This is a genomic window from Dolichospermum circinale AWQC310F (assembly GCF_000426925.1).
Lineage (GTDB): Bacteria > Cyanobacteriota > Cyanobacteriia > Cyanobacteriales > Nostocaceae > Dolichospermum > Dolichospermum circinale.
Genome location: NZ_KE384705.1, coordinates 106035 through 132957 on the forward strand (window position 1 = coordinate 106035; position 26923 = coordinate 132957).

Here is a 26923-nt window from a genome sequence, read left to right on the forward strand (position 1 = left end):
TCATCTACTACTACATCAATGGACATTAATTCTACTGTCACTAATACTAATATTAATAGTGTAAACAAGCTAGAAAATAAATCATTTTGTGACATATATACGCCTCCCAGACTATCAGATCTAAATATTCAAGATTCACCATTAATTATTGCCGGTAAAAGCTTTAGTTCTCGGTTAATGACGGGAACTGGTAAATATCGCAGTATCCGGGAAATGCAGCAAAGTGTCGAGAACAGTGGTTGTCAAATTGTAACGGTGGCCGTGCGACGGGTACAAACTAATGCACCAGGACATGAAGGTTTAGGAGAGGCGCTAGATTGGAGTAAGATTTGGATGTTACCTAATACTGCTGGCTGTCAAACTGCGGAGGAGGCCATTCGGGTGGCACGCTTGGGACGAGAAATGGCGAAATTATTGGGACAAGAGGATAATAATTTTGTCAAGTTAGAAGTTATACCTGATCCTAAATATTTACTTCCAGATCCTATAGGTACTTTACAAGCGGCAGAACAATTGGTAAAAGAAGGTTTCGCTGTATTACCTTATATTAATGCTGACCCTATGTTAGCAAAGCGGTTAGAAGAGGTTGGCTGTGCCACTGTGATGCCTTTAGCTGCGCCCATTGGTTCTGGACAAGGGCTGAAAACTACCGCCAATATTCGGATTATTATTGAAAATGCTAAAATACCAGTGGTGGTAGATGCGGGTATTGGTGCGCCTTCACAAGCCGCTGAGGCGATGGAATTGGGGGCAGATGCGTTATTAATTAATAGTGCGATCGCTTTGGCTGAAAATGCTCCAGCCATGGCTTATGCGATGAATTTAGCAACTGTGGCGGGTCGCATAGCTTATTTGTCCGGTAGAATGCCCATTAAAGAGTATGCTAGTGCGAGTTCACCTGTAACGGGAACGATTACAGGTTAGTTTTGTTGTACTTAGATCCCCGGCTTCTTCCAGAAGTCGGAATCCCTGTCTAATTTCAATGGCAAATATTGTCTCCTTCTATCATACAGCAAGTAGCTTTGAGTGAGGTACACCTTGTGCGGGCAAGACTTGTACTGAGCAGTTCGACAAGCTCACTGTAACACTTGCCGTTCGCGTAGCGTGGCGTTAGCCATAGTATGCCCGCACCACAAGAGTTTTATTATTAATATCTGTACTTCATAATATCGGAAACTGCTGTAATTTACCTCAATCTAATCAACTGTAATAAACCAATTCTCAATTATCAGATCCTCAAAATCCTGAAAATCTGCCATATTGTTTGTTACTAAAATCAAGTCATTACAGAACGCAATACTCGCAATTTGTCCATCAATAAAAGCAGGTGTTTTACCAATTTTTGATAATCTAGCTCTTTCCTGTGCGTGCCATTTTGCAGCTTTGAGATCATAATCAAACACAGGCAAATCTAACACAGAATCTTTAATGTATTTCCATAAAGAATCCTTGCGTTTAGATGCTGGTAAACGCCAACAGCCATAAAGGATTTCATGAACAACAAGACTTGCTACTGCTACTTCTGAACGATAGCGATTTAATTGATCTAAAACCTGAGTATTGGGAATTGGCCGACTCGGTTCTGAGATAATATTAGAGTCTAGTAAAAAGCGAACTGTCATAAATCAATCTCGCGTCCTGGACTACGATCTCTTAAATTAGCAAAATCTTCATCTGTAAATTCAATTCCTTCTCTTTCAATTGTTTCTCGAAACCTTAAAACCCCTTCCCAAAAGCTATCTCCTTTATTCTGTAATGGTTTTTCCTGTACTTGTTCTTTTATTTGTGACAGTTTATGTTTAAGAAATTGAATAAAATCTAAAACTTCCTGTTGTTTATCGGTTGGTAACTCTCGCAGGTTTTCTAAAACTGCTTGTTCAATGGTCATTGTTTCACCTCTACTACTAGGCTATAATTCTATTATAAATGACATCAGCATTAATTTTTATTTTCTTCTCCATTTTTGAGATCAATTTAGGAATGGTTTTTAACTTAGTTTCTTCTTCTTGATAAAATGGTTTTTTTTGGCATAATGGAATCTAATATTTCTGGAAGTGTAAAATAAATATAGTAAAGAATTGGAGTACCAACAATATCTATAGTTCCATATTTACGAGGTAAATCAGAGTTCGGTATTGTCAGATTAGGAACTTTAATAGGAGTAGAGTTAATATCAAAAGTAATACACCATTTGGTTTTCATTTTTAACTTTCCATTTTGATCTCTATCTTCTTCTTTTTCACCTAAATCATAAAATAAATTATCATAAAAATAATCTATTTTTACTGTCTTAAATTCTTCATAAATTGTGTTAAATTCTTGATGAATAATACTTTCTGAATAGGGAAAGTAAGATTCTACAAGATTAGGAATATTTACTTCTATTTCTTTTTTTATTTCTTCAAAGAATTTTTCAACTTGTTCAATAATATAACGTGTAGCACTTTTCCTTTGCTTCTCATTTTGAAAGGAAATTAAAGGAACATAATCACTTTTTAAGGTTTGATTTTCTAGCAAAACAATTTCTGTCTGTTTTCTCGAAGGGTTACTATGACGAATTTGCTGAGAATAATTTTCCGAACGGACTAAAACATCTGATGCTTCAATAATTCCTAAATATACCTTTTGTATTACCTCAAAATCTCCTTTAAATATTTTAATACCTCTAATATTAAATCTAGATTCTATATTTCCCAAAGAATTTTGATCATATTCCGTTTTGTCAGTAAAATAAAAAGGAATAAAAAATTGGTTTTGTATCAGAATATTAGGAAACTTTCGCTGTAAAGCTAATTGTAATGCTAATTCGTAACCAAGTTGTTTTTCTAAAGCTACTTTATAGCTATGACCTGAATCCGTCTTTTCTAATTCTTCTAAAGATTTATTTCTATAATATTCATACTTGTTGAAATCAATATTTTTGAAGTCAATAATTTTGAAGTATTCAGAACCGTTGCTTTTTTCTCTTAAAATTAGATCAGGTGTTGGATAACGGCGTAAGAATTCACTACTATCAGATTTATTTCTTTGATATTGTAAGTTAGGAAAGGTTCTAATTTTTAAATGCCATTCAATACAGAATACCTCTCTCCAAGATAATCCCTCACCAGTATTGAGATGGTTGACTTCTGGATATCCTTTTTGATATAACCACTGATTACCAGATTTGTCCAATTCTGTATCTTTACCCCAACCCCACCAACCAACTCTATTTTCTTCTGTTGCTGCTCTATAAAATTGAGGGTTTTTACTTCTATCATTTTTATAACCGTCTATTGGAATATCAGTATCTGCAAAACAGATATTATCAAAATCATTCTTATCTCGCTTAAAGTTTTTCTTAAAGAAATAAGTTTGACACATATCTTCCCAAACTTTATCAAAACCTTGTTCTCCTTGTATTCCCCAAAAATCACCATCATCTAAATCTGGGTTTAATCCTCCATATAAAAAAATCTCAATCGCTTCATAAAGTCCCCAGTAATCAGCATCTTTATAATGAGTATTTCTATCTATATTATCAAGAGCTTCTTTACAAAATGTAATAGTTTCCTCAAAAGTATCTTGAGCAAAAAGAGAGTGATTAATAGTTAAATAATTATCTCTAAATCGTTGGGAAAGAAATTGAATATCTTGACTTCTACCATAAACATGATCAGGTACATCTTCCTGTAATTGTTGAATAATTTCATTCAGGATAAAACAATAAAGATTAACTATATCGGTACTTTCATAACTTATCATCGGACGTGGTAAGTCCATGACATCAATATAAATTGCTCCATTATCTAGATAAATAGCTCGATCTAAATATTTATATATTTTAGAATGGTCTATTTCTTCACTACGTCTAACTTTCTTTTCAATAGAATTAATAGCTAAATCATCATAAGCTTCTAATATGCGTTCAATCATAGAAAGTTTACTGTATAAAATACACTCACTTTCTTCTTCATATTCTAAGCTAATACCACCTGTACTCAAAGTTGGTTGATCTTGATTTTTCTCATTTTTAGCATCTTTTCTGGTAACTCTGGAATTATTTTCATTATCACGATCAAATTTTCTTAATGTTCGATACATTAAAAAGAAAAAATCACGCACTTTGTTAAATTTACTACTATCCTCAGAATTAGTTTCATTTTGATATTTAGCAATAAAATCATCAAGACCTTTTGGTAAATAAAAAGCATATCCTTCAGGTTCAGATTTAATACCTACAAAGTCTGAAGTTATTTTAAGATTGAGTTTTGAAAAGTCCCACATAATACATCAACAACATTATTGAATAGAGAGGAAATTATGATGATTATCAATTAGATCATTTTGGTTTATAGTCTAAAAGTTTTTCAACAAATTCTTTATGAGATTTAATAAAATCTCCAAAAGTTACCAATTGTTTATCATTCTTGTCAAATCCTAACAGTTCTCGAAGTGGATTTTTGTCTCGATTAAAAACACTATCCCAAATAAAAAACATCAGTTTATTTTTTATCTGATCTTCTGTAACTTTACCTGTGTTTATAAAACGATAACCTATCTGCATATCTTCTATTCTTCCACTTCTGACAGAATTATGGTTATCTTTAATAAAGTCGTTGAATTGTTTAACTAAATCTTTCCATTTTAAATTACCATTTCCATAGCCTTCTAAAATGACAGTATCTAATTTTTTATCATCATCTTGACTCCAATCTACATATTCCCATTCCCAACGTCTTTTAAAAGCGTTATCCATAAAGTAGATAGAATTATCAGAAGTATTCATTGTTCCAAATATGGAAAGATTGGGAGGAATACGAATTGAACTACCAACTGCTTTACTTTTGTGGACTTTAATATGGATTTTATTAAAAATATCAGGAAATTGGACTAGTTCTTGAAGACTTCCTTTATCTTGATATTTATACACAATATCTTTATTGGAATCAACTGTTTCATTTGTAAACCCCATTAGTTCTACAAGTTTTCTAAATTCTAAATCAGAAATATTAATTCCATAAGCTGACCAACCTTTCTCAATACCATTTTTAGGTTGATCTAATCGATCTAAAAGTTGAAAAACTGTACCAAAAATTGCTGAAGAATTACCTCGATTAATTTCATCAATTACCAAGGCAACATTTTGAGGTAGTTCTCCTTCCTTTGCATCTATAATGTTTTTGTATGCTTGTCCTAGTGCTTTTAGAAAATGACCTTCATAAAATTGATAATAAACATTTCCATCTTTATTAGTCTGTGGCATTAATTTTCCCATAAAATCGCCATAGGTGTATTCGGGATGAAAAACTGTTTTAATAAGATTCTCAGCATGAACATCTTTATCAATTCCTAACTCTTCTTTAACAACTCCACCAAGATCATCATTAGAAATTTGGTAGCTTTTACCAGTACCAGGACAACCGAAAAATATTTTTTGAATTGGACTTGTCATAGTTTTATCATTACCTTGCTTTTGTAAAGATTGAGGATTCTGATCAGGTTGCTTTCCATTAGCAAGCTTGGGTCGAGTAAATTGACTCATTTGATTGATCTATAAAAGTTTAGCTAAATTTTGATTATACTAAGTATTTTGAAAAATTACTAACTTCTTTACATATCTTTATACATCAAAAATAACTACACCAAGACATTAATCAGGATAACACTGGGTATCGAATTTGTCTGTAAAGAGGTATGTTTTTAAATTACTGATATTTTTTCGATCTAAACAAATATTATTAAATATTATTTAAAATTCATTTATTTAACTCTAAACTTACCCTATCTTCACCATAATTAGCAACTAAAACAAACAACTTCAACCATCGAGAACCCAGTAAAATTTCCTGAATTTCATCTCCAGCAAATACAGGAATTTCCCACTCTTGACCATCTATTATTACCCTACCCAAATAAACATCAAAATCAGTTTCTCCTTGAGCAGTTCTTAATTTATTTTGTCTTAAAAAAGGCCAATCAAGACTTTGTACATCTTGTTTATTCATGGCTAAATATTCAGTAAATCCTGTGTCTAACATTGTTTCTACAGGAAAACTGAAATTATCTCCATCAATTAAATCAATTTCCAAATAAATTTGACCTTTATCTCCAAATCTACCCTCAATCATATTCTGCCACTAACTCCCGTTTCATTAATGCCATAAATATGATGAATAACATGAGGATACTTTTCTCTCGCCATTTTACTAGCTACCTCTTGATCCTGATCAATAAAATAATCCCCGCTATCAGGTTCAATAGCAATATACCAACCATAGTATTTATCAAGTATTTCCGGTTTTAACCGCTCAAAAATTACCCAACAACGATCAGAAAAAGCCTGTCTTCTGGCTTTTTCCTGAGCTTTTTGTTCTTGGGTCCACTGAATTTCGGGAAATACTCGACCACGACGGACAACCCTTTGCGGTGTAGATTTTGTCATGATTAATCACCTGATTAAAGTGTATTGTCTATTTTAACCTAAAAAACGACTATATTAATAGTGCGATTTGCATCAGTACGGTATAATAACAAAAAATCTAGATGATAATTTTTTGTTTTGTGTCATTTGGCTAGTGTAATTTAAGTAGGTCAACACAATCAAATCAAACTGTGTCAAGAAAAGTAAAACCACTGAAAACTTCTTCACCCTTACCTCTTACCTAGTGCTATAACGACAATTTTTAACGTTAACCTACTTAACTTTTAATTGCAATTATGTGGACCGAATTAACAAAAGCGATCGCTAATTTGAATATACCAGCCGATTGGGTAGGAATTAGAGCCGTTAAAACAACTTCTGCACACCATTATGTGCGTGATGGTTTACCTCAAAGCAATGGTAAATCATTGAATATGGGAGCAATGATAGAAGTGATGGTTGATGGCTGTTTAGGTTATGCTGCTACTAATTCCTTAAATATTTCTAGTTTACAAAATGCTGCCAAAATCGCCTATAAACAAGCATTAGCAGCTAGAAAATGGTGGATATATCCAATTAGTGAAAATATCCGTCCTCAAGTAGTTGGTGAATATCAATCACCATATTTAGAACCATTTAATACTATTAGTCCTGGAGAAATAAATAATTTACTAATTAGGATTTGTCAGGGACTAAAAATTAACGATAAAATCGTGCAAACAACAGCCAGAACCAGTACACATCAAAAAGAAACCTGGTTTGTCAGTAGCAACGGTTCAGAAATATATCAAAAAATTCTCACGTTGGGAAATCATTTTAGCGCCATAGCCCAAGATGGAGAAATCGTCCAACAACGCACTAACAATGGACAAGAAGCCAACTATTATCAAGGAGGTTGGGAACTCTTCCAAGAAGATAACTTATGGACTCAAGTGCAAAAAGTTGGAGAAGAAGCCTTAGAATTATTAACAGCAGCAGAATGTCCAAATACCCGGACTAACTTAGTTTTAGCACCAGACCAAATGATGCTACAAATTCATGAAAGTATCGGACATCCTTTAGAAATTGATCGCATTTTAGGAGATGAACGCAACTATGCTGGGGGTAGCTTTGTTACCAAAGATGATTTTGGTAAATTAGAATATGGTTCACCTTTGCTGAATATTACCTTTGATCCTACAGTAACAGGTGAATTTGCCAGTTATGGTTTTGATGATACTGGTGCAATAGCCACCAAAGAATATATCATTAAAAATGGGATTTTGCAAAGAGGTTTAGGCAGTTTAGAAAGTCAAACCAGAGCTAATTTACCAGGTGTTGCTTGTGCGCGGGCTTGTTCCTGGAATCGTCCTCCTATAGATAGAATGGCTAACCTGAATTTAGAACCAGGAAACGCCACCTTTGAGGAAATTATCGCCGGCATAGAACATGGTATTTACATGGAATCTAACCGTTCTTGGTCAATAGATGATCAACGTTATAAATTTCAATTTGGTTGCGAATATGCAAAATTAATTGAAAACGGTAAATTGACAAAAACCCTGCGAAATCCTAACTATCGTGCCACTACTCCAGAATTTTGGCATAGTTTAATTCAAGTTGGAGATAATAGCAATTGGCAAATTTATGGAGCGCCTCATTGCGGTAAAGGAGAACCAAATCAAATGATTTTTGTAGGCCATGGTTCACCAGTTTGTGCATTTGCAAATGTGGAGGTTTTTGGTGGTGGTTAATGAATTATATTTTGTCCTATCTCTCTTAAATATTCCCTGGAGTATTGGCAAAAGTTTAATTAATTGCTACAATAAAAAAGTAACTACTTGATGCTATATCAATATGATCATTGCTCAAGAATTAGAATCACAACAAGACATCTCCGCAGATGTAATATTTCCCCCAAGTGATTTATATAGTGATGAACCGACCGTGGAAACAGAACTACATCTAGAGCAAATTATGCTCTTAATCAAATGTCTCAAATGGTTATGGAAAGATAGATATGATTTCTATGCTGCGGGAAATTTGACTATTTACTATAGTCCTAACCAAAAAAAATCAGAATATTTCCGCGGTCCTGATTTCTTTGTTGTCCTAGAAACTGAACGCAAAACCCGTAAAAGTTGGGTAGTTTGGGAAGAAGATGGTAAATATCCTAATTTCATTTTAGAAATTCTTTCACCCAGTACAGCCAATACTGATAAAGAATATAAAAAAGAAATTTATCAAAATACTTTCCGCACCCCAGATTATTTTTGGTTTGACCCTTATACATTAGAATTTGCAGGTTTTTATTTAACAAATGGAAAATATCAACCTTTAGAACCCAATGAAAAAGGACATTTATGGAGTGAGCAGTTAGGTTTATACTTAGGAATTAACCAAGGTCTGTTAAGGTATTTTACCCCAGCAGGAGAGTTAGTCCCTACACCAGAAGAAACCGCCCAAGAAGAAACTAGAAAAACAGCAATACAAGCCCAAAGAGCCGAAAAAGAATCCCAAAGAGCAGAATGGGAAGCTAGAAGAGCCGAACGTTTAGCAGCAAAATTGCGAGAATTAAATATTGATCCAGATACAATTTAAACCATGAAACTTGAAGAATTATCAACTTTAGAAAAAACCTTTAATCAACTTCTGGAAACTCTACTGATTAAAAAAGCCGAGCATGAACATTTTACCATCAGACTTAGCAGCGAAAGCAGTCAATTTACCCGGTTTAATTCTGCTAAAGTTAGACAGACAGGCTATGTTGATGATGGTTCGATTCAATTGACATTAATGGCTAATCAACGTAGTAGTTTTCGTCAGTTTCCCTGGACAAATAATTGGGAAATAGATTGGGAATTAGCTGATACAGCTTTACAAGAATTACGTGATGAATTACCATTATTACCAATTGATCCTTATTTGGTCTTACCATCAGGAAATAATACCAGTCGAGAGGTTAATGTTGGTAAATTATTAACTCCAGAAATATTAGTTCCCAGGATTTTGGAAACTGTGAATAATTTAGATTTTACTGGTATGTATGCGGGAGGAATTGTCATCAGAGGTTATGGTGATTCTACTCGACAAAAACACTGGTTTACAACTGATTCATTTAATTTAAATTATTCCTTATTTATGGCATCAAGACAAGCTGTAAAGGGAACTTTTGCTAGTAGTGAATGGAATCAATCTGCTTATTTGGCTAAAATAAATGATGGGAAACAGCAATTAGAAATCCTATCTCGTCCAGTTAAAGAATTACCAAAAGGACAATACAAAACCTATTTTGCTCCCGCTGCGGTGGCCGATTTATTAGGTATGCTTTCCTGGGGTGCTATCAGTGAAGCTGATATTCAACAAGGTAATAGTGCTTTAGCTGCTTTATCCCGTCAAGAAAAACAACTTTCCCCAAAATTCACTTTAAAAGAAAATTTTCAAAGTGGTTTAGTTCCTCGCTTTAATAATTTGGGAGAAATGGCTGCACCAGAATTAACTTTAATTGAAAAAGGTATTTTAATTAATAGTTTAGTTAATTCTCGCACAGCAAAGGAATACAATAAACCAGCTAATGGTGCGAATAGTTCAGAAACTTTACGTTCTCCAGAAATCAGCCCCGGTAATTTGAGTTTTGAGCAGATTTTACCCAGTTTAGATACAGGATTATATGTTTCTAATTTACATTATTTGAATTGGAGCGATCGCCCATCTGGCAGAATTACAGGTATGACTCGTTATGCTTGCTTTTGGGTAGAAAATGGCGAAATAATTGCCCCCATTGCTAATCTCCGCTTTGATGAAAGTCTCTATCGTTTTTGGGGAGCAGAAAATTTAGTTGATTTCACCAACTTCCAAGAATTTATTCCCGAAGTCGGAACTTACGAAAATCGGCAATTAGGAGGTAGTTTAGTTCCTGGTATGTTAGTGGAAAATTTCACATATACCTTATAGTTTATGATAAGGGTTCTAAACCCACTCAGGTGGGTTTTGTATGTGTAGATGCGGTTTCTAACCGCCAGTTTAATTGTATTGATCCTCTTAGGGAAAATTCTCCCATGCTTGGGCAACCAACTTACTTAACCAGCGTCTTTGTTGTTGATCTAACATCGGGTCATCTTCCAACACCTGAGCGGTTAATTGGTCTAAAGACTGACCCTGAGAACGAACAACTTTAACTACACCAGCGATTACCGCAGCTACTAATTCTTCATCAACTGGCTGTTTTCTCAGTGCAGAAATTTCTTGGGGACTGTCTGGGATAGGATAATTCATGGCTTATGTTTACAAAATTTACAATATGAACAATAAACTTGATTAATCATTAAAATTCTTCATGGAATCTTTATGAAACTAATTAGGGCAGAGTTTAACCTAGTTTCTGCCTTTTTTAACTCTGTCTAGGTGAGTAGATTTACGAGGAATACGAGGACAAAATGCAAGAACTTCTTTATTTAGAAATTCCTACCCCTGATACAATATCCGTACTTCAGTGGCTACAAAGAGATTTTATTCTAGAACATGGGGAAAAATACATCACCCCAAACGGCTTTCGTGTAAAAATAGCGATTCAAAATACCGCTTCTAGAGACGTAGAACTGTCTGTATTTGTTTGGTCGGTACAGCGGACGACTTATTTGAAAGTATTCCGTTGGGGAGAACAACCCTTTCCCCGTGAGAGACTCATTCTCAAACATCTCACCCAGGAAATTAGAAACCGCTTTCCCAACTGCTATCCAGAACCACCTGTGATTGATGCCCAAAAGTCAATTTTTTCACAGCTAGAACCATATTATCCCCTAACTGTCAAATATTTCCAAAAAATGACTAATGGGGAATATCACCTCCAGCGGGTTTACTGGTGGGAGCAACAGTGGAGAGAAGGGGTGAAAAATCCTCAAAAGCCCCGTCAAGTCGTATTTTATCAAGGAAACAGCCAGGAAAAAGAGAAAACTAGTCCTGAATATGACATCATTTACATTGGTGGGGCTTTGGGGTCAATTCATGCAGCAGTCATGGCTAAATTGGGCTATAAGGTGCTGTTAGTGGAACGATTACCCTTTGGGAGAATGAACCGAGAATGGAATATTTCCCGTGATGAAATCCAAAGTTTAATCAATTTGGGTTTGTTAACAAATGCTGAACTAGAAACAATTATTTCTAGAGAGTATAAAGACGGGTTTAATAAGTTTTTTGATGCTAATAACCCCTCTAAGTTAAAAGCACCTGTCCTCCACACGCCCACCGTTCTAAATATAGCTTTAGATTCAGAAAAGTTATTGGCATTATGTGGAGAAAAACTTAAAGCTGCTGGTGGCGATATTTCCGACGAAACCGAGTTTTTGCGAGTTGATATTAGTGTTACACAAGTAAGTATTAATGTCAAGCATTTGCCCACCGGCAATCAAAACCAAGTCACTGGACGTTTATTGATAGATGCCATGGGAACCGCTTCACCCATTGCTTGGCAATTAAATGGTGGTAGAGCCTTTGATAGTGTGTGTCCTACCGTGGGAGCAGTAATTGAAAACGGCTTTGAACCTGGAGTATGGGATTCTGAATATGGGGATGTTCTTTATAGTCATGGGGACATTTCTCGCGGAAGACAATTAATTTGGGAGTTGTTTCCTGGATCTGAGAAAGAACTCACAATTTATCTATTTCACTATCATGAAGTAAATGCCAAAAATCCGGGTTCTTTGTTGGAAATGTATGAGGACTTTTTCACAATTTTGCCAGAATATCGGCGTTGTGATTTAGATAAATTGGTTTGGAAAAAACCGACTTTTGGCTATATACCAGGACATTTTAGTACAAGTAGTAGCGATCGCAAAATTGCTGTAGATAGATTAATTGCTATTGGTGATGCTGCTTCTCTTCAATCTCCTCTAGTGTTTACTGGTTTTGGTTCTTTAGTTCGTAATTTAGAACGATTGACCACCCTATTAAATACCGCTCTCAAGCATGATTTATTGAGTTCTGATTACTTAAATAAAATTCGTGCTTATCAAAGTAATGTGGCTGTAATGTGGTTATTTTCTAAGGGAATGATGGTTCCCACTGGGAAATTTATCCCTCCCCAACTGATAAATTCCATGTTGAATACTTTCTTTGGATTATTAGTAGATGAAACCCCAGAAGTGGCAGATAATTTCATTAAAGATCGCTGTGATTGGTTTACCTTTAACCGTCTAGCATTGAAAGCAGCGAGCAAAAATCCACCATTGCTATTGTGGATTTGGCAACTAGCAGGTTGGCAGGATTTATTGCGTTGGCTTGGCAATTATTTCAACTTTGCCCGTCATGCTTTAATTAGTGTTATTTTGGGAGCATGGTTACCACAGTTTTTAAAATGGAGTCAATCTTGGTTAGAAACTCGTTTTCCTGGATTATGGTTGCAACTGTTAGTCATTAACTATGCAATTTCCACAGGTAGACCACGATTACCACCAGCATTGCGCTAGTTTTAGCTATTATCAAATAATTGGGGATTTTGGAGTCCTCACACTCCTAAAATCCTTAGTTCCATGATACTTATCTTCTATATAAGTAGGGCCTGCTGAATAAGTTGTCTGTGAGGGAACAGGGAACAGGGAACAGGGAACAGTTTTAACTGTCTGGATATCCTCAATTTTCCAAATCCGACAAAGAAAAATGCAATTCATTTTGAGACACCATTAGCCAATATCTTGCACTTTTTTGTGGTAAAAATCCGCGAAACCGTTTGTTAATAAATGGTTTTAGGTTTATATGGCTAACGCCACGCTACGCTATCAGCAAGACCTAAGTAAAAAAATATATCAAAAATAAGTCAAAAATCAAAATTATGTCTGGTTCTAGAAATGATTGGTTTCCCACATCTATTTGGCACTTTCCAGTAGAAAATCATCAACAATTAAATCCTGTCTTATTACAAACTATCTATACAGAACAACAGCAAGATAGTAAAGGTGAGCAATGGTCAAATATGCTAGGATGGCATAGTGTAGATGATTTACACCAACGAGAATCCTTTCACAACTTCACACAAATTATCAATAAAAATGTTTTAGAAGTTGCCACATTTCTACAATGGGATTTAGAAAAATTTAGCCTCAAAATTACAACTTGTTGGGGAATTATTAATCGTAAATTTGCTGCTAATTCTGTACATAATCACCCTAATTCCATTTTAAGTGGGGTTTACTATTTGCAAGCTCCTGAAAATTGTGGCGGCATATTTTTTTGCGATCCTCGACCAGGATCACAGATGATTATACCACCATCTCTAGAGCTTAACTTATGGACTCTACCGAGAATAACCTACAAAGCCTGTGTAGGGACAATGTTAATATTTCCCAGTTGGCTTTTACATGGTGTAGAAATGAATATGAGCAACGAAGATCGAGTTTGTATTAGTTTTAATATTGGCATTGTACCTATCAGAAAATAAAACGCTCAATTCAGGTCTTCTAAAATTTAGCCCAATTATGGGCTGATTACAGATTTACAAATTCATTTTTACAAATTCATTTCAATTGTCAAAGCTAGTTGATAGAGATAGCGACGAGGTAAACCTGTATCCTTGGCTATCTCTCGACTAGCTTGAGAACGAGAAATACCTTGTTTGAGCATTGATAATAACTCATTTTTTAATTCGGCTTCTGTGAGTTGAGGTTTATTAGATGGAGTTCCTGCTACTAAAAGAGTATATTCCCCTTGGGGTTCTTTTTCTTGATAATTAGCAATTCCTTCTCCAATAGTCCCTCGCCAAAATTCTTCATATAATTTAGTCAGTTCTCGTGCTATAACTGCATAGCGATCGCTGCCTAAAATCTCTGCCAAATCTGCTAAAGTCTCTCGTAATCTGTGGGGTGATTCATAAAAAACTAAAGTTCGAGATTCCCCTTGTAAAGATGTTAAATATTCCTTTCTTTTTTGACTTTTAGCCGGCAAAAACCCATCAAAAATAAATCTATCAGTTGGTAATCCAGCCGCACTTAAAGCCGTAATTACAGCACTTGCACCAGGAATAGGGACAACAGTAATATTATTATCAATACAAGCCTTAATTAACTCATATCCGGGGTCAGAAATTCCTGGCATTCCCGCATCACTTACTAATGCGATCGCTTTCCCATATTGCAAATACTCTAGTAATTCAGGAATGCGACTATTACTATTATGTTCATAATAACTGATTTGGGGAGTTCTCACTTGAAAATGTTGCAATAATTTTCCTGTATGTCTTGTATCTTCTGCTGCAATCATATCTACTGCTTGTAAAATTCGCACTGCCCTAAAAGTCATATCTTCTAGATTGCCAATGGGTGTAGCCACAATATAAAGTGTTCCTGGTTTTGGTTCAGTTTGCATATCAATTTCACACTAATTCAATAGATTAAAAAATTTCTAGGTTGATTAATTTTATTTACCTTACCAAATGATAAAACCTCAATAGAGAATTAACCGCAGATAAAAGCAGGTAAACGCAGACCAGGCTGTAATTTGGTAGAGTGGTAAATGGTATAATACATCTTTAACTATACATGATATCGTCAGGTAAAAATTCAGATGTAAAAATTTCTGTTAAACTATAAGGACAACTTTCGGGAAACGAAGATAGTCCAGTTTCTCGTTCTGCACTAATCATAGCCAGTTGGTAGATTTTTTCTAAAGAATCAGCTAAAAAAGATTTAAGACTAGGATTTTCTGCCAAAAGTTTTTCTAAACGTAAACGTTGTTCCTTAATAGTTAATTGCCAACTGCGAGAACGCAAGTTAGATTGAAACTGCCATTTAAGTAAGTGCATAAGTAGTAGTTCTAATCTACTTTCTAATTCTCGTTTTTCCGAACGTCCCATATCTTCAATTTCTTCAGCAATATTACGAAAATCAATTTGATTAAATTGTCCCTTTCTTAATAGTTGTGCTTGTTCTTGAGTCCAAGCATAAAAATCATGATCATGGCTAGTTAAATTCATAAATTCTCCTATAATCTACTTATAATTTACTTAATAGTTCAGAAATTGACCAATGATTAAATCTGCCTTATTTGTCGGTTTAATTACCTTAGATCTAATTTATCTCGCGGACTCTCCTCTCCAAAATAATCAAAAGTTAGTCGCTACTGATTATACTGTAGCAGCAGGAGGACCTGCAACAAACGCCGCTGTCACTTTCAGTCATTTAGGCAACCAAGCTACAGTATTAGGTGTATTGGGTTCTCACCAGATCACACAGCTAATTTCTAGGGATTTAGAAAATTGCCAAGTTGCCATTATTGACTTAGAATCTCACAAGGACACACCACCACCCGTATCTTCTATTATTGTCACCCAAGGTACAGGTGAAAGAGCGGTAATTTCTATTAATGCCATGAAAACTCAGGCAAATATTAACTCTATCCCAGCCAGCATTTTAGAAAATTTAGAAAATATTGATATTGTTCTAATTGACGGGCATCAAATGGACATTAGTAAAATTATCGCCCAAAATGCTAAAATTCAGAATATTCCCATTGTCATTGATGGTGGTAGTTGGAAACCAGGATTTGCAGAAATATTACCTTTTGTAGACTATGCTATTTGTTCTGCTAATTTTTATCCTCCTCACTGTCAAAATCAACAAGATGTTTTTAACTATTTACAAAAATTTAACATTCCTCATATTGCCATTACTCAAGGAGAAAACCCCATACAATACCTAACTAATGGTGTCCGTGATTCAGTCAATGTACCAAAAATTCAGCCAGTAGATACACTAGGGGCAGGAGATATTTTTCATGGTGCTTTCTGTCACTACATCCTAGAAAATAGTTTTGTCCAAGCATTAGAACTAGCTGCTAATACTGCTGCTAAAGCTTGTCAATATTTTGGTACAAGGAATTGGCTAAATGCAAATATTTAATGCTGAATTAAAAACCTTATTTGTGTCTTTTTGCTGTTTAATTGTGTAATCACACCCAAATTTATCTACAAATGAAAGATCTATCAGAAATATTAACAATTACCCGACAAGTAGGCTGGGGTGCTGCCAGTTTACTTAGTAGTTATTATCATGGTACTGGTGAAAAAGCCAATTTAGATGTCAAGTATAAGGACAATGAACCCGTTACAGTTGCAGACCTGGCTGTAAGTGAATATATCTTGTCACAATTACAAGCCGCTTTAGGTCATGAGGACTTTGGTTATATCAGCGAAGAAACTTATAAATCACAACAGGGAAAAAATCCCTCTGAGTGGGTATGGATTATTGACCCTTTAGATGGGACAAAGGACTTTATTAACAAAACTGGAGAATATGCAATTCATATTGCCCTAGTCCAAGGAACACAGACAATGTTAGCTGTGGTAGCAGTTCCAGAAACACAAAAGTTGTATTATGCCACTAGAGGCGGTGGGACTTTTATAGAAACTGCCAGCGGTTCTGTACCCGTGCGGCTGGACGCAACCAAAAATATTCAAGATCTAATTTTAGTTGTTAGTCGTTCCCATCGCAACAATAGGTTAGAATATCTGTTACAGCATCTGCCCTGTCAAAACCAAAAAGCAATTGGTAGCGTCGGTTGCAAAATTGCAGCAATAGTTGAACAGCAAGCAGATGTTTACATTTCCCTTTCCGGTAAGTCCGCACCCAAAGACTGGGATATGGCTGCCCCCGAACTAATTCTCACGGAAGCAGGTGGCAAGTTCACCCATTTTGACTGCACGCCATTAAAATATAATACCGGCGACATTCATCAATGGGGAGAGTTACTGGCGAGTAATTATCAAAATCACGAGGTACTGTGTCAAGAAGCACAAAACATTCTCGCACAGTTTACTTCAACCTAAGGCAGTGTTGATTAACAATGCTATAAATTCTCTCGGGAAATTTTGCCCATTCTGGGTTAATATTCTCATGTAGTGCTATACTTGGGGAAATAAGGATTATTTTCGGTTGAGTAAGTCGGTTTAAGATTTTTTAAATACGTCTCTCCGAATCTAACTCTCTACACTCTCTGATTTGGGAGACTCTATTCTATGACGATTTACGTTGGTAATTTGTCCTATCAGGTGACAGAGGATGACCTGAGACGGGCTTTTGCGGATTACGGAACAGTTGGCCGTGTGCAAGTACCTACAGACCGGGAAACTGGTCGTCCACGGGGTTTCGCCTTTGTGGAGATGGCAAAAGAAGCAGAAGAAACGGCAGCCATTGAAGCACTTGATGGTGCTGAATGGATGGGTCGTGATTTAAAAGTCAACAAAGCTAAACCCAAGGAAGACAGAGGCTCTCGTAACGGTGGCGGCGGAAGTTGGAGTAATCGCAGTGGCGGTGGAGATCGTGATCGTAGCGGTAGCGGTAATCGTCAGCGGTAATCGTCGCTAGTAAATCTGTTTAAAAAAAAATTAACATCTAGAGTATCCAGCAGATACAGCCCCAGGCTCAATGCTGCTGGAATGTTTTATTTTAGTTTGATTAATTAAAGAACTGTGGAACACACAGTCCTAAGGCTCAGTTAACATCTTCAAAAAAGAGTAGCTGAGAAGCCCACATTCTTTTTGATGAATGTGGAGTATGTCAATTCTGGCTGTCAAGCATTTAATTTAGAATTAGGAGGAATGGGAATGACACAAGTAGTTTTAGGTGAAAATGAAGGTATTGAGTCAGCATTGCGAAGATTTAAACGGGAAGTTTCCAAGGCAGGAATTTTCCAAGATATGCGGAAAAAGCGTCACTTTGAAACACCTTTAGAAAAAGAAAAGCGTAAAGCTATAGCTAGACACAAGCAACGTCGTCAACAACGTTCTCGCTTCAAACGGTAAATTTTTAGTCCCATTGAGATCATCCCAAACCCTTGCTAGGATTGAGGATGATCCCACTAAGTTATTTTTTTGTGCAATTAACTGCTAGATTTCCGCTACTGCTCGTTCAATTAAACGGCGAGCTAAGGTTTGTGTTCCTGTGTGTTCATAGTAATTTGTAGCCACATCTAAAAACGCTGCTACATAGTCTAATTTATCATCAGCAAAGTCTATAAAACCTTGGCAATGGTGTAATACACTTTGGGCTGTTAAAGCATTAGCAGTAACAATACCATTCATCCAGCCCTTAACCGAATCTACACTATTACCAATAAAGTCTATTTTCTCACCAATACCATTACCAGGAATTTTATCTTGGATGGTGCTAAAAGTTGAATTTTGTTGTAACTCTTGGGGGTTCATTCGACTGAGCATTGATAATGATTTGTCAATGAAATCAGGTCCTAAGGGTATTAAACCATCAACACAAATCAATGCCACCATGCGAATCAGGGACTCTCCACCATACTCACCTAAAGAAGCAACAAAATCGCTAATACTATCTCCAGGAATGCCATTAATTTGACAAAAAGCCACTAATTCAGCAACTATTTTTAAGGTCAGATCAATAGTTTGGGCTTTGTCTGCTTTGGGAGTAATAGAATTTAAAAAACCGAAAAGAGGAATTTTTTCCCCGATTTTATTAGCTAGAGCGGCTGCACCTAAAACCTTATCTGTACCGTCAACAGTTTGATACAGCCAGAGCGCGGTTTGATATCCTTGGGATTTGTCGTTAAATAGATAAATTGCTCTTTCACCAATTTGTTGAATTAAAGCCTCGTCTGTTTCACCGGTAACAGTTTTAATGGTATTCACAAAACCAACCGTATTTTGCCATTCACCAGGAGCAACGAAATCCAAAGCATTTAATAGAGAAACTGTCAAATTATTGGTAGGAAGTTCATCAACTAATTGGAAAATTGGTTTACTCACAAAAATCTCCTTATTTTGTATTCATGGTTTTGTATTCACGTCAATTGCTAGTTGGGAAATAGCCAAAAATTTTCTTAATTACCAATTACTAATCACTAAGCTAAACTAGATAACCGGGAATATTAGTTAGCTACCTATTTCAAATTAGCTAAACCATCAAGATTAAACTTCTCTATCCATATTGCGCGATCATTAGCTGTGAATAATGGATCTTTAGAAATAACCTTGACTTGGTACTTATTCACCAAAACCGAAGTTTGAGTTTTTCCCAGTTGTATAGAGGGATAACCGCCTATTTTCTCAGTGCTGTTAGCAAATTTTGCTGCTGCTCCCGGTATACTGCTGGTATCAGAAATAGCGAGTTGAGCAACTACTTTACCATCTTTTTTCAGGTTGGCCTCCGAAAAGCCTTTTTTCTCCTGGGTATAAACTCGATCATAACCATCACTACTACCAGGGAAAAACTGATTTAATTTGCTACCTTGAGTCGCATTTTTAACTACAGCCTGTCCGCTTTTTTGTCGGGTACTTTCTTGTTGTACCTGATCAAAACGACTAGGTGCTTTTGGGGAACAAGCTGTAGTCAGCAAGACAAATGATAGTAATATAGCAGCTAAAACTCTCCGTCCACGATTTGTTACCATTTTTGGCTTCTCCTTGATAGTTAGGCTTGTGTTATCAACCATTAAACCAGAAAATTTACTTTTAAATAATTATTGAATGTATTGGGAATCACAACAATTTTGATACTTTTGAATGATACACTAGATTAAACGATGAGCTATCACCGCATAAAAAGGATCTCCTCCGGGTACTCCCAACCACTGTAAAAAATTTGGCGTTGTTGACTTTGAGCAAATTACTTCTGGGGTTGAGAATCCTGGTACTGACCTAAAGTAACCCTTGACCAATTCTACCCTAAAAGCTTCCGAACCGTCTCGCCAAACTTGAATAGCTTTTTGAAAAAACATCCGGTTAGAAAAACTAATAATTGCTATCCCACCAGGTTTAAGAATCCGGTGTATTTCGGAACATACAGCCTCTGGGTATTGAAGATACTGCACAGAAACACAGTTAATAACAGCATCGAACTCTTGATCCAAGCAAGGTAACTGAGGATTTATGTTGAGATTTTGGACAAAATAATGATTTAATTGAGGATTTCGGGCTAATTCCTCAGCATTGAGTCCATGGCCTTCTACATGAGCAAAATCTCTATCTGTGGGTAAATGGGATACCCAACTACTCATCATATCAAGAATCCGCGTATTAGCTGGGATTCGCTGACGATATAAATCCGTTAATTGCTGAATAAAACCCTCATCTACATGAGTGACAAAGCGGGGGTAACTATAGAATAACTGATCATCTGAGTCATCTAATTTAATTCGTTGATTTGGTTGCAGTAGCATAAATTTCTTATTTGATAGATTGGATAATTTTGACTAGTGTCTTAATTGACATATAAAAATTTTAGATCAATATCAAAGCAAAGCATAATTAGGAGTATGTTAAAATACATAAATATTCTCAAATAGTGCAATTTCACAATGAAAAAATCAATTTCCCCAATTGCTGTAATTCTTAGCTGTGTATCTTTGATAGCTTGCGCTAGTGGACTAAAGGATACATTTAAAGAAGAGGCTGCTGCCACTGTAACACAAAATCAAACGAAAATTACTCTATTAGTAGCAACTCAACGACAGAATAAACAAGCATATTCTCTACAATCAGAAACAGAACAGAAGAAAGAACCTGTAGGTAAAAACCTAGACAAAAATAAGAATACTAAAAAAGGTGCAAATCAACAACCAAAGGAGGGAAGAGTAAAAGAAATAGTCAATGGTGATTTAATGTGTTATGTCACCTTAGTAGATAATAAAGGAATACAACACAATGTTGGCGCGAGTTTTGAAATTTGTGACGAGAAGAAGTTTTTGAATAAAAAAGTCCGCGTTACTTACAAAGTAGAATCAGTTAATGATTGTCAGAGTGCAGAACCCTGTGGAAAAACTCGTAAACAATCAATCATTACTAAAATGGAAGTTGTGAATAAAGTTTCCCAAAAAGATTCATACACCTTGAGTAATGGGAAATGGAAAATTGCTATTAGTAATAGCAACTCTTGGAATGGGGTGAATGGTACAGGAAATGTAAGTTATCAAGGATGTAATGCTAATGGTAAATGTGTGAGTTTAACAGGAGGTAAAGTTGTTTGTCGAGACGGTGTATGTCGTACAGTTTGGAAAGGTGGAAATTACACTTACATTTTAGAACAACCCATTACTGAAAATGGTAATGCTGATTCTACTTTGACAGTCAGAAAAGGTAAAACTGAGGTTTTGAAAGTTACAGGTTTGAAAGCTATACCTGATAGATAATCAAAAAAAACACCCCAGTTTATTTTTACTGAATTATTCAATGTTAATTGATTATTAGTTGTTGCATAATAGCGGTATGAATTGTGTTTTTCTCCTGAAATCAGCAACGCCAATTATTACTCTTCTGGGGTAAAATTTTGGTCAAGAAAATTAAGAGCGTGGTTGCGGAGTTCAAAATATTCCGTTGAGTTCCGCATGGCCATTCTATCTCTAGGATGTGCAAAAGGAACTGTTAAAATTTCTCCAATGTTTGCAGATGGTCCATTAGTCATTAAAATGATCCTATCTGACATATAAATTGCTTCGTCCACATCATGGGTAATCATCATAACTGCTTGACGATGATGTTCCCAAATATCTAATACTTGACGTTGTAATTTACCACGAGTTAAAGCATCTAAAGCACCAAAAGGTTCATCCATTAATAACATTTTGGGACGAATTGCTAAAGCTCTAGCAATACCTACTCTTTGTTTCATACCTCCAGAAATTTCATCAGGATATTTATCGGCTGCTGCTGTCAAGTTTACCATAGCCAAGTGTTCATTGACAATGCTAATTTTTTCGGCGCGATTGGCATTTTTTAATACTTCATCTACAGCTAAACGGATATTTTCGCGGACAGTTAACCAGGGTAATAATGAGTAATTTTGAAATACCATCATTCTCTCTGCTCCTGGTTTACGAATCTCTTTTCCTTCTAAACGCACAGAACCAGAAGTAGCTTTTTCAAAACCGCCAATTATTTTTAATAATGTCGATTTACCGCAGCCAGAATGACCAATTACAGAAATATATTCATCTTCACCAATAGTTAAATTAATATTATTTAAGACGACAAATTTGCCTTTATCTGGGGTGGGATAAGATTTAACCAAGTTCTCAATTTCTAAAAATCCGTTTCGTTGTCTTTCTGTGGTATTATTATCTGTTAAAATTGGATACGCCATGATTAATCACCCTTGATATAATTAACTTTTTTTAAGACATAAAAAATCGAGCGGGAGCATTAGCGCGGATATCAAAACTATGAAGATATCCTACAGGATCACTAGGATCAAATCCTTTTTTATCTATAAATGCTTCTGGAGGTTCAACCTTATAATCATTTGCGGGACATTGAATACCCATTTCTGTGGCTATTTCCCGATATAAATCTGTTCTCCAACCTTTTGCGGCTACTTGTTCGGCGTTTTTAGGAATTGCTTTAATTTGTCCCCAACGGGCTGCTTGAGTCATTAACCAAAGACTGCGAGAACGCCATAAAAATGTTGAATGTTCTCCTATTTCGTGGGGAATAGTGTTAGGAAGATCATAAAAGATTGTGGTATCATCTGCTTTGATAGTGCGGTCTTGACCATCAAAACCACCATAATTGTAATTGCCAATAATTCCCGGTGCGGTAAACTTAGTAATAGGAACACCTGATTTTTTGGGTTTTGCACCAGTAAAAGCACGTTCTGTGAGTAATTCAGCTATTTGTTGACGATTTTCAGGTCGGCTACAATATTGACAAGCTTCTATCATGGCTTTTACTAAAGAACGGTAAGTTTTAGGGTAATTAATAATAAAAGATTCCATTACTCCTAATAGTCTGTCTGGGTGTCCGTGCCATATTTCCTTACCTTGGGCAAAAGTAAAACCAATACCTTCATTATCCGTAATTGCTCTAGTATTCCAAGGTTCAGCCACCATATAGGCTTGCATGGCGCCAATTCTCATATTTGTCACCATTTGTGGTGGAGGAACAATGATCACCCGAAATTCTTTAAGAGGATCAACACCCGCAGCAGCGGAAAGATAACGAGCGAAATATTCATAAATAGCAGAACTAAGGACTACAGCCCAGATTTTCTTTTCTGGGGGTTGTTGATCAAAATAGCCGCGAAAGTCCCTTCCAAAGGCTTCTAAAGCCCCCTCAGCGTATTTTTGTTGATATTCGTACCAAGGACGGATACCATAGTCCCACATTTCCTTATTCATGGTCATAGCGTTACCATGTCGGTGGATAGTCATTGCAGCACATAGAGGAGCATGACGGGCACCTTCCGCACCAATTCTAGCATTAGTGACAGCACCGGAGACAACAGGGGAAGCGTCAAGACGACCAAAAATCAAACCGTCGCGGGAGGTAGCCCAACTAGCTTCCCGGTTGAGTGTGACATTTAAGCCATATTTACGGAAAAATCCTTTTTTCCAAGCGATCGCAAATGGCGCACAATCATTAACAGGGACATAACCAACCGTAATATTAGGTTTCTCTAAATCTTGGGGTCTAACTACTGGTGTCACCGCTAAAGCTTCCTCTGTTAGTCCGTTAGCAGACCTATCTCCAGAAACAGCACAGGAAGATAATATAATTCCCGCAGTTGTCGCACCCATTCCTTTAATAAACTCTCGACGATTTAAATGACTTTCACTCATAATATTAATTATTAATAGTTAAAAAATTCTCTTAAACCTCTCTGCGCCTGGAGCGCCTCTGCGTGATCAAAAATCATTAACCTCCTGGACGGTGAGTAACTAACTCTTGAATTTTGCCCACAGCATAATCCAAAATCAACCCAGTTAAACCAATTATAAACACTGCTAAAAACACAGAACTCAGATTTAAACGACTCCATTCGTCCCAAACAAAAAATCCAATTCCTATACCTCCGGTGAGCATTTCTACAGCTACAATTACTAGCCAAGCAATGCCTAAACTAATTCGCAAACCAGTAAAAATATAAGGTAAACTAGCAGGTAAAATGATCTTAGTAATTTGTCGCCAGCGGTGCATTTCTAGGACTTGGGCTACATCTAAATAATCTTTGGGGACGCTAGAAACTCCCAAAGCAGTATTAATAATTGTTGGCCATAGCGACGTAATGAAAATGACAAAAATAGCGGAAGGATCTGCTAAATTAAAAAGAGATAAAGAAATGGGCAACCAAGCCAATGGAGATACTGGTTTAAAAATCTGAATAATGGGATTAAAAGCCAGCATTGCCGGTCTAGACATTCCGATTAAAAAACCCAAAGGAATGGCCACTAATGCCCCCAAACCAAATCCTAATATTACCCGGCGTAAACTGGCTAATAATAACCAACCAACTCCTAAATCACCTGGACCTCTTTCATAAAATGGATGTAAAATATAGTCCCAATTAGCAATTAAAGCTTCTGGTGGTGTAGGCATTAATTCATGATTAGCTAATGCTACCACCCACCACAACAAAATAATTCCCAAACAGCCTAAGGCTGGGAATAATAAAGTGTCTTGAAAAATTATCGGTTTGGCCTTTCTCCACACAGTTTGACTAGCAACTGCTATAATGGCTGCTAAATTTAGTTGCAATATCATTTATTTTACCTCAGCAGAGTTAAGCGTGGGTACAAGGAAATTAAATTAGATAGTACCAACCTTGGACACTGATGAGATCAGAACAACATTATAATTAATTTAATTATAATTAATGATTATGATTCTGTCTCTTCAGTCTTTTCTCAATGCCTACGAAGTTAGCTGACGAGCTAGGGTTGAGAGATACCCTTTTCTACTTGATTTTAGAATGATTTTGAACTAGAAAGCGCAAATTAATCAACTCATCAAGACAAAAATACGCCCCACAATCTGGTTCCTCCGTTCCAGTGCTACTGTTGTCATTTACTGGACTAGGCTGACTTACTTGAAATTAATATCACGACTATAACATTGATATCTAGTGATAACATCAGTATTAATCATAAATATTAGTTACTTAACCACTGAATTTATCACTTGCGGGGAGGGTTTGGGGGTGGGGTTCTTGTACCTCATAACATTGGGACGTGCTGTAGGTGTGTACTTCATTAGACCGGTAAACGATATATCATATATAATGAGATGTTTTTTGTGATAATTCGATGTCATCAAAATTCAAATAAGATCATAAGAATTTGATTTATAATAAAAAAATATAAACTCTAATTAAGAGGTAAAATACCATGCTAAAAATACAACCTCCAACTGTAATTGATTTTCAACCAGCAATTACTGCTAAAGATAAGGATGATAAATCTATTTTAATGATAGATGTGAGATTTTCCGCCATGTATTCTTCCCCGGATCTTAATATCTTAAAAATGGAACAATACCAGCATATTCCTTTTTTAATGTTTGTTAATTCTAATGTCGTGAGAATCTTTAAGAGTCCGACTTTTACAGAAGTAGCAAGATTGGACACGAAAAAGGTTTTAGAACATTATAATCCAAAAAGCATCGAAGGAATCATCTATCAATCTACTTTAATAACTTTAACTCAATCATGGTTAAGAGATTTAGCTTATCATTGGAAAAGTGAAACCCCTCCTTACATTGAGGAAATCAAGGAAATTGGCTTATTTACTCTTTTGTTTGATGGTATGACAGAGGAGTTAGAATTATTATGATTATTTATTTAGAAACTAATTCAATTATGGCAATTGCCAAAGGAAGAAACAAAGAATTAGAAGATTTTGTTTATGATTCTTCAAATAATTTACAATTTGTCATTCCTAGTATTTGTTTAATGGAAACATTAGTAGCAATAAAAAGAGAAGAAAAACGTAATCTGTACCAAATAAAGAAGGACTATGATAAAATGTAATAGAAATATTTTCTTCATCAAAATTAGTTAAACAAAAAGCAGCTAGAAACTATGAAAGCCTTAGAAGTTACTGGAAAAATTCAACAGGGACAATTAACCTTAGATTATCCTTTAGAAGTTGATAATTTTAATACTGTTAAGGTAATTATTCTCCTACCAGAAGCAGATGATATTGATGTTGATGATACTCCAATTCAGGAAATCAAAGAGAGTTTAACTAGAGCTTTTGAAGAAGTAAAATCTGGAAAAACTAGGCCTATTTCTGAATTATGGGAGAGAATTGAGAATGAATAACATAAATCCTATCTCAATTCAATTTTCTCCTGAATTTGAAAAACAACTGCATAAATTATCAAAACGATATCGAAAAATTCGTGATGATATTGAACCCGTTATTTTACAGTTACAGAAAGGTGAAATTATTGGTGATCGTTTTATAGGTTTAGGAGAAAAATATCAGGTTTATAAGGTTAGGGTTAAAAATAGTAATATTCAAAAGGGTAAAAGTGGTGGATATAGACTTATTTATTACCTAAAAAGTGCCACGAATATTATTTTATTAACAGTTTATTCTAAATCTGATCAAGAGGATATTGCTGTTGCAGTTATTCAAGAGATTATAGAACAGGTTATGGAATGATTTTGATGATAAACACAAGAGAAATATAATAAATGTTGGGTTTCGTTACCTCAACCCAAGCTACTCAAAACTTCAGGGGGCGACAAGCGAAGTGAAACCAAGATAGGGAAAGGGTTTGAGGTGATAGACCCTGTGAAAAAATTTGGTGCT

The 26923-nt window shown here is 35.6% G+C and carries 29 protein-coding genes, 1 pseudogene and 1 riboswitch; of the genes and pseudogenes, 15 read left to right on the plus strand and 15 right to left on the minus strand.

Annotated elements, in window-relative coordinates:
- Positions 1-126: 126 nt before the first annotated feature.
- Positions 127-924 (plus strand): annotated as a pseudogene (locus tag ACIR310F_RS27630) (glycine oxidase ThiO); the annotation flags it as partial.
- Positions 925-1196: 272 nt separating this feature from the next.
- Here the strand turns inward: ACIR310F_RS27630 and ACIR310F_RS0117640 are convergent.
- The 6 genes from ACIR310F_RS0117640 to ACIR310F_RS0117665 form a co-directional block, all read right to left on the minus strand.
- Positions 1197-1622 carry a type II toxin-antitoxin system VapC family toxin gene (locus tag ACIR310F_RS0117640; RefSeq protein ID WP_028084967.1) on the minus strand — a complete coding sequence of 142 codons (426 nt, stop codon included), beginning with the start codon at positions 1620-1622 and terminating at the stop codon, positions 1197-1199.
- Positions 1619-1888, minus strand: coding sequence for a DUF2281 domain-containing protein (locus ACIR310F_RS0117645; protein ID WP_028084968.1), 270 nt, complete (start codon positions 1886-1888; stop codon positions 1619-1621). Before ACIR310F_RS0117645 ends, ACIR310F_RS0117640 begins: the two co-directional genes overlap by 4 nt.
- Before the next feature lie 104 nt (positions 1889-1992).
- Positions 1993-4266, minus strand: a complete 2274-nt coding sequence (locus ACIR310F_RS22995) for a hypothetical protein (protein WP_051289728.1) — start codon at positions 4264-4266, stop codon at positions 1993-1995.
- A gap of 55 nt (positions 4267-4321) precedes the next feature.
- On the minus strand, positions 4322-5524 hold the full coding sequence (locus ACIR310F_RS0117655) for a restriction endonuclease (protein ID WP_231387595.1): 1203 nt from the start codon (positions 5522-5524) through the stop codon (positions 4322-4324).
- 214 nt (positions 5525-5738) lie between these two features.
- Positions 5739-6110 carry a hypothetical protein gene (locus tag ACIR310F_RS0117660; RefSeq protein ID WP_028084970.1) on the minus strand — a complete coding sequence of 124 codons (372 nt, stop codon included), beginning with the start codon at positions 6108-6110 and terminating at the stop codon, positions 5739-5741.
- Entirely contained in the window at positions 6107-6424 is a 318-nt protein-coding gene (locus tag ACIR310F_RS0117665) for a hypothetical protein (protein ID WP_028084971.1), read from the minus strand. The genes ACIR310F_RS0117660 and ACIR310F_RS0117665 overlap by 4 nt, the downstream gene beginning before the upstream one ends.
- Before the next feature lie 275 nt (positions 6425-6699).
- Between ACIR310F_RS0117665 and ACIR310F_RS0117670 the strand changes: the two genes are divergently transcribed.
- From ACIR310F_RS0117670 to ACIR310F_RS0117680, 3 genes are all read left to right on the plus strand, one after another.
- Positions 6700-8136, plus strand: coding sequence for a TldD/PmbA family protein (locus ACIR310F_RS0117670; RefSeq protein WP_028084972.1), 1437 nt, complete (start codon positions 6700-6702; stop codon positions 8134-8136).
- 103 nt (positions 8137-8239) lie between these two features.
- Positions 8240-8983, plus strand: a complete 744-nt coding sequence (locus ACIR310F_RS0117675) for a Uma2 family endonuclease (RefSeq protein WP_028084973.1) — start codon at positions 8240-8242, stop codon at positions 8981-8983.
- A gap of 3 nt (positions 8984-8986) precedes the next feature.
- On the plus strand, positions 8987-10336 hold the full coding sequence (locus tag ACIR310F_RS0117680; protein ID WP_028084974.1) for a TldD/PmbA family protein: 1350 nt from the start codon (positions 8987-8989) through the stop codon (positions 10334-10336).
- A gap of 87 nt (positions 10337-10423) precedes the next feature.
- Here ACIR310F_RS0117680 and ACIR310F_RS0117685 read toward each other — a convergent pair whose 3' ends face one another.
- A complete protein-coding gene (locus ACIR310F_RS0117685) occupies positions 10424-10657 on the minus strand; it encodes a hypothetical protein (protein WP_028084975.1) in 234 nt (77 codons plus the stop codon).
- A gap of 161 nt (positions 10658-10818) precedes the next feature.
- Here ACIR310F_RS0117685 and ACIR310F_RS0117690 point away from each other — a divergent pair, with 161 nt between their 5' ends.
- Together ACIR310F_RS0117690 and ACIR310F_RS0117695 are read left to right on the plus strand one after the other, a co-directional pair.
- Positions 10819-12846: an NAD(P)/FAD-dependent oxidoreductase gene (locus ACIR310F_RS0117690; protein WP_028084976.1), complete on the plus strand. Its 2028-nt coding sequence runs from the start codon at positions 10819-10821 to the stop codon at positions 12844-12846.
- 362 nt (positions 12847-13208) lie between these two features.
- On the plus strand, positions 13209-13814 hold the full coding sequence (locus ACIR310F_RS0117695) for a TIGR02466 family protein (protein WP_028084977.1): 606 nt from the start codon (positions 13209-13211) through the stop codon (positions 13812-13814).
- 68 nt (positions 13815-13882) lie between these two features.
- Here the strand turns inward: ACIR310F_RS0117695 and rsmI are convergent, their stop codons facing one another.
- Both rsmI and ACIR310F_RS0117705 read right to left on the minus strand, forming a co-directional pair.
- Positions 13883-14737: a 16S rRNA (cytidine(1402)-2'-O)-methyltransferase gene (gene rsmI, locus ACIR310F_RS0117700; protein WP_028084978.1), complete on the minus strand. Its 855-nt coding sequence runs from the start codon at positions 14735-14737 to the stop codon at positions 13883-13885.
- Positions 14738-14900: 163 nt separating this feature from the next.
- Positions 14901-15344 (minus strand): DUF29 domain-containing protein, encoded by a 444-nt coding sequence (locus tag ACIR310F_RS0117705; protein ID WP_028084979.1) that lies wholly within the window; start codon positions 15342-15344, stop codon positions 14901-14903.
- A gap of 52 nt (positions 15345-15396) precedes the next feature.
- Here ACIR310F_RS0117705 and ACIR310F_RS0117710 point away from each other — a divergent pair, with 52 nt between their 5' ends.
- From ACIR310F_RS0117710 to rpsU, 4 genes are all read left to right on the plus strand, one after another.
- Complete coding sequence (locus ACIR310F_RS0117710) at positions 15397-16269, plus strand: sugar kinase (protein ID WP_028084980.1); 873 nt, start codon at positions 15397-15399, stop codon at positions 16267-16269.
- Positions 16270-16340: 71 nt separating this feature from the next.
- The gene (locus ACIR310F_RS0117715) at positions 16341-17195 is read left to right on the plus strand and encodes a 3'(2'),5'-bisphosphate nucleotidase CysQ family protein (protein ID WP_028084981.1); all 855 of its coding nucleotides are present in this window, start codon (positions 16341-16343) and stop codon (positions 17193-17195) included.
- A 189-nt stretch (positions 17196-17384) separates the two neighbouring features.
- Positions 17385-17723: an RNA recognition motif domain-containing protein gene (locus ACIR310F_RS0117720; RefSeq protein WP_028084982.1), complete on the plus strand. Its 339-nt coding sequence runs from the start codon at positions 17385-17387 to the stop codon at positions 17721-17723.
- Positions 17724-17972: 249 nt separating this feature from the next.
- Positions 17973-18170 (plus strand): 30S ribosomal protein S21, encoded by a 198-nt coding sequence (rpsU, locus tag ACIR310F_RS0117725; RefSeq protein ID WP_015078697.1) that lies wholly within the window; start codon positions 17973-17975, stop codon positions 18168-18170.
- Between the two features lie 84 nt (positions 18171-18254).
- Here rpsU and ACIR310F_RS0117730 read toward each other — a convergent pair whose 3' ends face one another.
- The 3 genes from ACIR310F_RS0117730 to ACIR310F_RS0117740 all read right to left on the minus strand — a co-directional run bounded on the left by ACIR310F_RS0117730 (position 18255) and on the right by ACIR310F_RS0117740 (position 20554).
- A complete protein-coding gene (locus ACIR310F_RS0117730) occupies positions 18255-19142 on the minus strand; it encodes a hypothetical protein (RefSeq protein WP_028084983.1) in 888 nt (295 codons plus the stop codon).
- Positions 19143-19276: 134 nt separating this feature from the next.
- Positions 19277-19786, minus strand: a complete 510-nt coding sequence (locus ACIR310F_RS0117735; protein ID WP_028084984.1) for a hypothetical protein — start codon at positions 19784-19786, stop codon at positions 19277-19279.
- Between the two features lie 120 nt (positions 19787-19906).
- On the minus strand, positions 19907-20554 hold the full coding sequence (locus ACIR310F_RS0117740; protein ID WP_028084985.1) for a class I SAM-dependent methyltransferase: 648 nt from the start codon (positions 20552-20554) through the stop codon (positions 19907-19909).
- Between the two features lie 138 nt (positions 20555-20692).
- Between ACIR310F_RS0117740 and ACIR310F_RS0117745 the strand changes: the two genes are divergently transcribed.
- Positions 20693-21523 carry a hypothetical protein gene (locus tag ACIR310F_RS0117745; RefSeq protein WP_028084986.1) on the plus strand — a complete coding sequence of 277 codons (831 nt, stop codon included), beginning with the start codon at positions 20693-20695 and terminating at the stop codon, positions 21521-21523.
- A 116-nt stretch (positions 21524-21639) separates the two neighbouring features.
- On the opposite strand, the gene ACIR310F_RS0117750 is transcribed toward ACIR310F_RS0117745, so the two are convergent.
- From ACIR310F_RS0117750 to ntrB, 3 genes are all read right to left on the minus strand, one after another.
- Positions 21640-22473, minus strand: coding sequence for an ABC transporter ATP-binding protein (locus ACIR310F_RS0117750; protein WP_028084987.1), 834 nt, complete (start codon positions 22471-22473; stop codon positions 21640-21642).
- A gap of 31 nt (positions 22474-22504) precedes the next feature.
- The gene (locus tag ACIR310F_RS0117755) at positions 22505-23947 is read right to left on the minus strand and encodes an ABC transporter substrate-binding protein (protein ID WP_028084988.1); all 1443 of its coding nucleotides are present in this window, start codon (positions 23945-23947) and stop codon (positions 22505-22507) included.
- Positions 23948-24023: 76 nt separating this feature from the next.
- Complete coding sequence (ntrB, locus tag ACIR310F_RS0117760) at positions 24024-24869, minus strand: nitrate ABC transporter permease (RefSeq protein ID WP_028084989.1); 846 nt, start codon at positions 24867-24869, stop codon at positions 24024-24026.
- 132 nt (positions 24870-25001) lie between these two features.
- A riboswitch (cyclic di-AMP (ydaO/yuaA leader) is annotated at positions 25002-25197 on the minus strand.
- A 295-nt stretch (positions 25198-25492) separates the two neighbouring features.
- Between ntrB and ACIR310F_RS23000 the strand changes: the two genes are divergently transcribed.
- The 4 genes from ACIR310F_RS23000 to ACIR310F_RS0117780 are packed head-to-tail and all read left to right on the plus strand — an operon-like array spanning position 25493 to position 26773.
- The gene (locus ACIR310F_RS23000; RefSeq protein ID WP_028084990.1) at positions 25493-25936 is read left to right on the plus strand and encodes a hypothetical protein; all 444 of its coding nucleotides are present in this window, start codon (positions 25493-25495) and stop codon (positions 25934-25936) included.
- Positions 25933-26133 carry a hypothetical protein gene (locus ACIR310F_RS0117770; RefSeq protein ID WP_028084991.1) on the plus strand — a complete coding sequence of 67 codons (201 nt, stop codon included), beginning with the start codon at positions 25933-25935 and terminating at the stop codon, positions 26131-26133. The genes ACIR310F_RS23000 and ACIR310F_RS0117770 overlap by 4 nt, the downstream gene beginning before the upstream one ends.
- A gap of 51 nt (positions 26134-26184) precedes the next feature.
- The gene (locus ACIR310F_RS0117775) at positions 26185-26427 is read left to right on the plus strand and encodes a type II toxin-antitoxin system RelN family antitoxin (protein WP_028084992.1); all 243 of its coding nucleotides are present in this window, start codon (positions 26185-26187) and stop codon (positions 26425-26427) included.
- Entirely contained in the window at positions 26420-26773 is a 354-nt protein-coding gene (locus ACIR310F_RS0117780; RefSeq protein ID WP_035368332.1) for a type II toxin-antitoxin system RelE/ParE family toxin, read from the plus strand. The genes ACIR310F_RS0117775 and ACIR310F_RS0117780 overlap by 8 nt, the downstream gene beginning before the upstream one ends.
- Positions 26774-26923: the final 150 nt, after the last annotated feature.